The sequence below is a fragment of the Acidocella sp. genome, assembly GCF_027352905.1.
Lineage (GTDB): Bacteria > Pseudomonadota > Alphaproteobacteria > Acetobacterales > Acetobacteraceae > Acidocella.
The window spans coordinates 1-6,628 of the sequence record NZ_DAIEIF010000025.1; the positions used below are offsets into that span (position 1 = coordinate 1).

A 6,628-nucleotide genomic window follows, 5' to 3' on the forward strand; every position below is an offset into this window, starting at 1 on the left:
GCACGGCGAGCGCCGAGGCCATCTGCGCCGCGCAAATGGCGGTGAGCAGCCAGAGGGGAACGGGAATATGGCCGGCCCAGCGCCGCGCCCGCGCGATCATCATGGCGGCCAGCCGGAAACCCCGGAACCTACGGGATGGCGAGCGGCGCTTCAACCCCGGCCCAGCCTGGACAAGACCGGTGGTTTGCCCTGGAATTGCGGCAAAAGGAGGGTCCAGGACCATGCAGGCAAATATCCTGGCGGCGGGCCAGGCGGATGTGTTCGGCTTGTTCAAAACCTGCGTCGCGGGCAGGCCCGCACGCCCCGCCCTGGAATGGGGCGGCAAGAGCCTCTCCTACCCGGATTTGTGCGGGCGGGTTGAGCGCGCGGCGGCGGCGCTGCTGGCGCGGGGCGTCCAGCCGGGTGCCCGCATCGCCATCCTCGCCCATAACTGCCCGGAATATATCGAGCTGCAACTCGCCGCCGCCGCCGTGGGCGCCATCGTCGCCTGCCTCAACTGGCGGCTCGCCCCGGGGGAATTACGCCATTGCGTCGCTCTCGTGGAGCCGGTTCTCGCCGTGGTGCAGCCCTCGCTGCGCGCCGCCTTCGCCGCCATCTCCGCCTTGCCGGTCATCGAAACCGGGGCGGAATGGGAGGCGCTGCTAGCCGCCGCCCGCCCGGATGAGCGGGCGGGACGCGGCCTCCCCAGCCACGAGGCCGGCCTCAATATCCTCTACACCTCCGGCACCACCGGCCTGCCCAAGGGGGCGCTGATCAGCCATCGCGCTCATATCGCCCGCGCCATGTCCTTCGCGGCGGAATTGTCCCTCCGCCCGGAGGATGGCTTCATCGCCTGGGCGCCGATGTTCCACATGGCCTCGGCGGATCACATGCTGGCCACGCTGCTGCGCGGCGGCACGGTGGTGGTTATCGACGGCTTCGACCCGGCGGCGATCAATGCCGCCCTCACCCGCCATAAAATCGGCTGGCTGGTGCTGATGCCGGGCACGATCGAGGCCTTCATCGCCGAGCGGCGGGCCAACCCCACCCCCATCCTCGGCATCAAGGCTTGCGGGGCGATGGCCGATCTCGTCCCCCGCCACCAGCTCGCCGAGCTCACCCGGCTGCTGCAAACCCCCTATCTCAACTCCTTCGGCTCCACCGAGACCGGCCTGCCGCCCGCCAGCGCGGCCCTCATCGAGATCGGCGCCGCCCCGCGCGATCTCGCCAAGCGCGTCTCTTCCTTCTGTGAGATCAGGCTGGTGGACCCACAGGACCGCGACGTGCCGGAGGGCGAGCCGGGCGAACTCGCCATTCGCGGCCCCACCCTGTTTTCCGGCTATTGGAACGCGGAGACCACCAATGCGCGGGATTTCCGGGGCGGCATGTTCCATATGGGCGATGTGTTCCGCCGCCTTCCGGATGGCCGCATCGATTTCGTGGACCGCATCAAATACATGATCAAGACCGGGGGTGAAAACGTCTACCCCGCCGAGATCGAGCGTGTGCTGCTCAGCCATCCCGGCGTGGCCGAGGCCGCCGTGGTGCGCGCGCCCGACCCCAAATGGGGCGAGGCTCCCATCGCCTTCGTCGCCGGGACGGAACCTGGCGTCTCGCCGGAGGAGTTGCTGGCCCTCTGCCGGGCGCAACTCGCCGGGTATAAGCGGCCGCGCGAGATCCGCTTTCTCAGCTTCGAGGCCTTCCCCCGTTCCACCAGCGGTAAGGTCCAGCGTCACCTGCTGGAGGCGCTGTTGAAATCCCCGCCCGGCTGAGGCTCAGCCCCGGGCGCCCGCGCCCCGGCCCAGATAGGCGTCGCGGATCTCCGGCGAGGCGAGCAGCGCGGCGGCGCTGTCGCTCATCACCACCCGCCCGACCTCCAGCACATAGCCGCGATCCGCGAGCCTCAGCGCCGCGCGGGCATTCTGCTCGACGAGAAGTATGGTGATGCCCCCCGCCGCGATCTCCTTGAGATTGGCGAAGATCCCCTGGACGATGAGCGGGGCGAGGCCGAGGCTCGGCTCGTCCAGCAGCAGCAGGCGCGGCCGGGCGAGCAGGGCGCGGCCGATGGCCAGCATCTGCTGCTCCCCGCCGGAGAGCGTGCCCGCCAATTGCCGCCGCCGCTCCGCCAGCCGGGGAAAGAGGCGGTACACCTCCTCCAGCCCGGCCCTCACCTCGCGGGCCGGGCGGGTGTAGCCGCCCAGCTCCAGATTCTCCGCCACGGTGAGCGTGCCGAACACCCGCCGCCCCTCCGGCGCTTGGGCGATGCCGAGCCGCACGATCTTATCCGCCGCCAGCCGGGTGATCTCCCGCCCCTCCCAGTGGATGCTGCCCGCGCGCTTCGGCGCCAGGCCGGAAATCGCCCGCATCAGCGTCGTCTTGCCCGCGCCATTGGCGCCGAGAATGGCGACCACCTCGCCCTGCCCCACCTCGAGCGAGGCGTTTTTCAGCGCCTCGATCTGGCCATAGGCGACGGACAGGCCGCGGATGGAGAGCAGGGCGCTCACGGCGCCGCCTCCTCATCCCCGGCGCGGCCGAGATAGGCCTCCACCACCGCCGGGTCGGCGCGGATCGCCCCGGCATTTCCTTCCGCGATCTTCCGCCCGAAATTGATGACGACGATATGGTCGGTGACGTTCATCACCACGTTCATGTCGTGCTCGACCAGCAGAACGGTGATCCCCTGGTCGCGTATCCCGAAGATCGTCTCGTTGAGCGCGGCGGATTCCGCCTCGTTCAGCCCCGCCGCCGGCTCGTCGAGAATGATGAGGGCGGGGCCGGCCACCAGCGTGCGCGCCAGCTCGACCCGTCTTTGCAGCCCATAGGGCAGGCCGGTGGCGGGCTTGTCCGCCACGTCCGCCAGCCCCAGCCGGGCCAGCACGGCGCGGGTCTCGGCGGCCAGCCGCTCCTCCTCGCGCCGCTGGGCGGGCAGGCCGAGCACGCCCTGCCACCAGCGCTGGCGGGCGCGCAGATGGATCCCGGCGCGGACATTCTCGAATACCGTCATCTCGCCGAACAGGCGGATGGTTTGGAAGGTGCGGCGGATGCCCAAAGCCGCCACCGCGTGCGGCGCCGCGCCGGTGATCTCCCGCCCCCGCCACAGCACCTGCCCGGCATCGGGCCGGTACACGCCGGTGATGAGGTTGAACACGGTGGATTTCCCGGCCCCGTTCGGGCCGATGAGGCCGACGATATGCCCCTCCTCCACCGCGAAGCTGAGATCGTCCACCGCGCGCAGCCCGCCAAAGCTCTTGCTCACCCCGCGCAGTTCCAGCAGCCGGGTCATGCCGCCCTCCGCCGCGGCCACAGCCCCTGCGGGCGCAGCACCATCACCGCGATCATGGCGATGCCGAAGACGAAATAGCGGTATTGCGCGAAATCCCGGAAGATTTCCGGCACCACGAACATCAGCGCCGCGCCCAGCAGCACGCCGGGGATCGAGCCCGGCCCGCCGACGATGACGATGGCGAACAGCGTCACCGATTCCGTGAAGACGAAGGAGGAGGGGCTGACCGAGGAGAGCTGCACGGCGAAGAGCGAGCCCGCCAGCCCGGCCAGCCCCGCCCCCAGGGCAAAGGCCAGGGTCTTCACCCGCCGGGTGTCCACGCCGAGCGTGGCCGCCGCCAGCTGGTCCTGCTTGATATAGCGCAGCGCCCGGCCGAACTCGCAGCGGTCGAGATTGCGCATCAGCAGCAGCGCGAGGCCGAGCACCCCCCAATCCAGCCAGAACAGCGCGTTCTGGCTGGCCAGCTGCCAGCCGAACAAGGCCGGCACGTCGATCCCGGCGATCCCGTCCGAGCCGCCGGTGATGCCGCCCGGATCGTTCTGCATGACGAGGATGAAGATGGCGTTGAAGCCGATGGTGGCGACGAGCAGATAATCCCCGCGCAGCCGGATCAGCGGCGCGGAGAGCAGCCCGCCCGCCAGCGCCGCGGCGAGGATGGCGGCGGGGATGGTGGCGAGGATGGGCCAGCCGAAGGCGGTGTTGAGAATCGCCGTGGCATAGGCGCCGATGCCGAGATAGACGGCATGGCCCATATCGTAGATCCCGGCCCGGCCGAGGATGATATCCTCGGAGAGGGCGGTGATGGCGTAGATGGCGAAGGTCGCGAAGATCGCCACCCAGGCGGACCCGGCCAGAGCGGGGATGGCGAGGCAGAGCAGCCAGGCGAGCCCGCCCGCCAGCCCCATCCGCGTGGCGCTCATCAAACCTTCTCCGCCACGCGCTCGCCCAGCAATCCGGTCGGGCGGAGGATGAGAATGGCGATGAGCAGCAGAAAGGTGATCGCGTCCTGCCAGGAGCTGGACACATAGCCGGCGGCGAAGGCGTTGAAGAGGCCGAGCAGCACCCCGCCCAGCATCGCCCCCGGAATATTGCCGATCCCGCCCAAAATAGCGGCGATGAAGGCGGAGAGCCCATAGGTCCAGCCCATGGTGAAATAGGCCTCGCGGTAATACACGCCGATGAACAGCCCGCCCACCGCCCCCAGCGCCGGGCCGATGACGAAGACGCTGCCGATCACCCGGTTGACGTTGATGCCCATGAGGCGGGCGGCGTCCTGGTCGATCGCCGCCGCGCGGATGGCGGTGCCGAAGCGCGTATGGTTGACGAAGCCGTAGAGCGCGGCCATCAGCGCGCAGGAGATGAGGATGATCATCAGCTGGGTGAAGGAGATCGCGGCTCCCGCCACCCGCCAGCTGGTCTTGGGCAGCAGATCGGGCGGGAAGACATGCACGTCCGGCCCCCAGATCAGCATGATGCCGTTCTCGATCAGCATGGAGGCCCCCAGCGCCGAGACCACGGCGGCGAGCCGGTCCGCCCGGCGCAGCGGCCGGTAGGCGATGATCTCCAGCAGCACCCCCGCGATGGCGATGGCGATGATGGCGGCGATGAAGGCGAGCGCCAGCAGCGCCGCGCCGGGATGGCCCCCGCCCAGCCCGCCGGTGAGCACGGTGAGGCCGATGAAGGCGCCCAGGATGCAGAGATCCCCATGGGCGAAATTGATGAGCCGCAGCACGCCGTACACCATGGTGTAACCCAGGGCGATGAGCGCGTAGACGCCGCCGACCGTGAGGCCATTGATGAGCTGCTGGATGAAGGTCCCCATCGCGCTCCCCTGTTTATGCCGCCGTTTATTTCACCGCCGGCGGCGCGCGCCGGCGGGTCTCGTTTCATATCCGGCGCGCGGGCCTCAGCTCCCCGGCGCGGCGGGGTAGAGGATCTTATAGCCGCCATCGCCCTGAACCTCAAAGGCGACGAAGGGGCTGCCGATCCGCTCCCCCTTCTCGTTCCAGGAGAAGGTTCCGGTCAGGCCCTGGAAATCCTTGAGGCTGTGGAGATAGGCTTCCAGCCGGTCCGGGTCGGTGCCGCCGGTCTTCTCCACCGCCTGCATCACCGCGCGCAGGCCATCCGCGTTGGTGAGGGTGAAGACCGAGGGCGGCAAGCTGCCATATTGTTTCTGATAGCTCGCCACGAATTCCTTGGCGGCGGGGTAGGGCAGATCCTGCGGGGCCGGCACGTTGATGATGATGCTGCCCGCCGCGGCGGGGCCGGCGATCTTGGCGAAGGCGGTGTTCTGGTTGGCATCACCGCCCACGAAAACGGCGTTGAGACCCAGCTGCTGCATCTGCGCGCGGATCAGCCCGCCATCGGAATAATAACCCGAGAAATAGATCGCATCCGGGTTCAGCGCCTTCAGCCGGGTCAGCACCGGGGTGAAATTCTGCGACCCGGCGTTGATATAGTCGGTGGCGACGACATTGCCGCCCGCCGCCTTCAGGTCCTGCTCGACCGCCTGGGCGAGGCCGGTCGCGAAGCTGGAATGGTCGCTCAGCACCGCGATGCGCTTGAAGCCGCGCACGGAGACGAGATATTTGGCGGTGAACTCCGCCTCCGCCGAGTTGGGGGCGGCATTGCCGAACCAGGTCTTGTACCCTTTGGCGAGAAGCTGGTCGCTGGTGCCGTCCGAGGTCTGGATGACATTGGCGCGGGCATAGATGGGCTCGGCGGCGAGGGCGGCGCCGCTGGTATAGCTGCCGATGACGGCGATGGCGTGGGCGCTCACCAGCTGGCGGGCGCAAATCGCCGCCTGCGCGGCCTCGCCCTCATCGTCGCACACTTTCACCTCGATCTGGCGGCCGAGCAGCCCGCCCTTGGCGTTCTGCTCCGCGGCCAGCAGCTTCACCGCGTTTTCGATGCCCTGGCCTTCCTCGGCATAGGCGCCGGTGATGGGCGCCTGCACGCCGATGACGATGGGCGCCGCCGCCCGGGCCTGCATCCCTCCCGCCAGCAGGCCGAGGGCGCAGGCCGCGCCCAGATATGTCTTCCTCATGAATCCCCTCCATTGCTTGTGTCAAAACGCTCGTGCCGAAACCCTCTAGCCGATGGACATCAGGCTGGCATTGCCGCCGGATGCCGTGGTGTTGATGCTGACGGATTGCTCGCTCACCAGCAATTCCAGCGGGTAGAGCCGGGCGGGCGGCATTCCGGCCATGGCGGCATGGATGGGGGCGATCGGCCCTTCCCCGGCCGCCCGCGCCTGGGCCAGGGCGATGAGATCCGCCGCCGGCCCCTCATGGAGAATGGCGGCGGGCGCCGCCTCCTTACCCTCCTCCGCCAGCCAGCCCGCCAGCGCCCCGCCCAGCCGCGCGC

Annotated in this window: 7 protein-coding genes; 1 reads left to right on the forward strand and 6 read right to left on the reverse strand. The window is 69.2% G+C overall.

Translation table 11 applies throughout. The features are described 5' to 3' along the window. Positions 1-221: 221 nt before the first annotated feature. On the forward strand, positions 222-1,751 hold the full coding sequence (locus M7H45_RS03720) for a class I adenylate-forming enzyme family protein (protein WP_298214835.1): 1,530 nt from the start codon (positions 222-224) through the stop codon (positions 1,749-1,751). 3 nt (positions 1,752-1,754) lie between these two features. On the opposite strand, the gene M7H45_RS03725 is transcribed toward M7H45_RS03720, so the two are convergent. From M7H45_RS03725 to M7H45_RS03750, 6 genes are all read right to left on the reverse strand, one after another. Then, positions 1,755-2,483: an ABC transporter ATP-binding protein gene (locus M7H45_RS03725; RefSeq protein WP_298214837.1), complete on the reverse strand. Its 729-nt coding sequence runs from the start codon at positions 2,481-2,483 to the stop codon at positions 1,755-1,757. After that, positions 2,480-3,262: an ABC transporter ATP-binding protein gene (locus tag M7H45_RS03730; protein WP_298214838.1), complete on the reverse strand. Its 783-nt coding sequence runs from the start codon at positions 3,260-3,262 to the stop codon at positions 2,480-2,482. Before M7H45_RS03730 ends, M7H45_RS03725 begins: the two co-directional genes overlap by 4 nt. Then, a complete protein-coding gene (locus tag M7H45_RS03735) occupies positions 3,259-4,182 on the reverse strand; it encodes a branched-chain amino acid ABC transporter permease (RefSeq protein ID WP_298214840.1) in 924 nt (307 codons plus the stop codon). The genes M7H45_RS03730 and M7H45_RS03735 overlap by 4 nt, the downstream gene beginning before the upstream one ends. Continuing rightward, a complete protein-coding gene (locus M7H45_RS03740) occupies positions 4,182-5,084 on the reverse strand; it encodes a branched-chain amino acid ABC transporter permease (protein WP_298214842.1) in 903 nt (300 codons plus the stop codon). The genes M7H45_RS03735 and M7H45_RS03740 overlap by 1 nt, the downstream gene beginning before the upstream one ends. Positions 5,085-5,168: 84 nt before the next feature. Then, a complete protein-coding gene (locus tag M7H45_RS03745) occupies positions 5,169-6,308 on the reverse strand; it encodes a branched-chain amino acid ABC transporter substrate-binding protein (protein ID WP_298214844.1) in 1,140 nt (379 codons plus the stop codon). Between the two features lie 45 nt (positions 6,309-6,353). Next, the coding region (locus M7H45_RS03750; protein WP_298214846.1) for a hypothetical protein at positions 6,354-6,628 on the reverse strand (275 nt) is incomplete at its 5' end.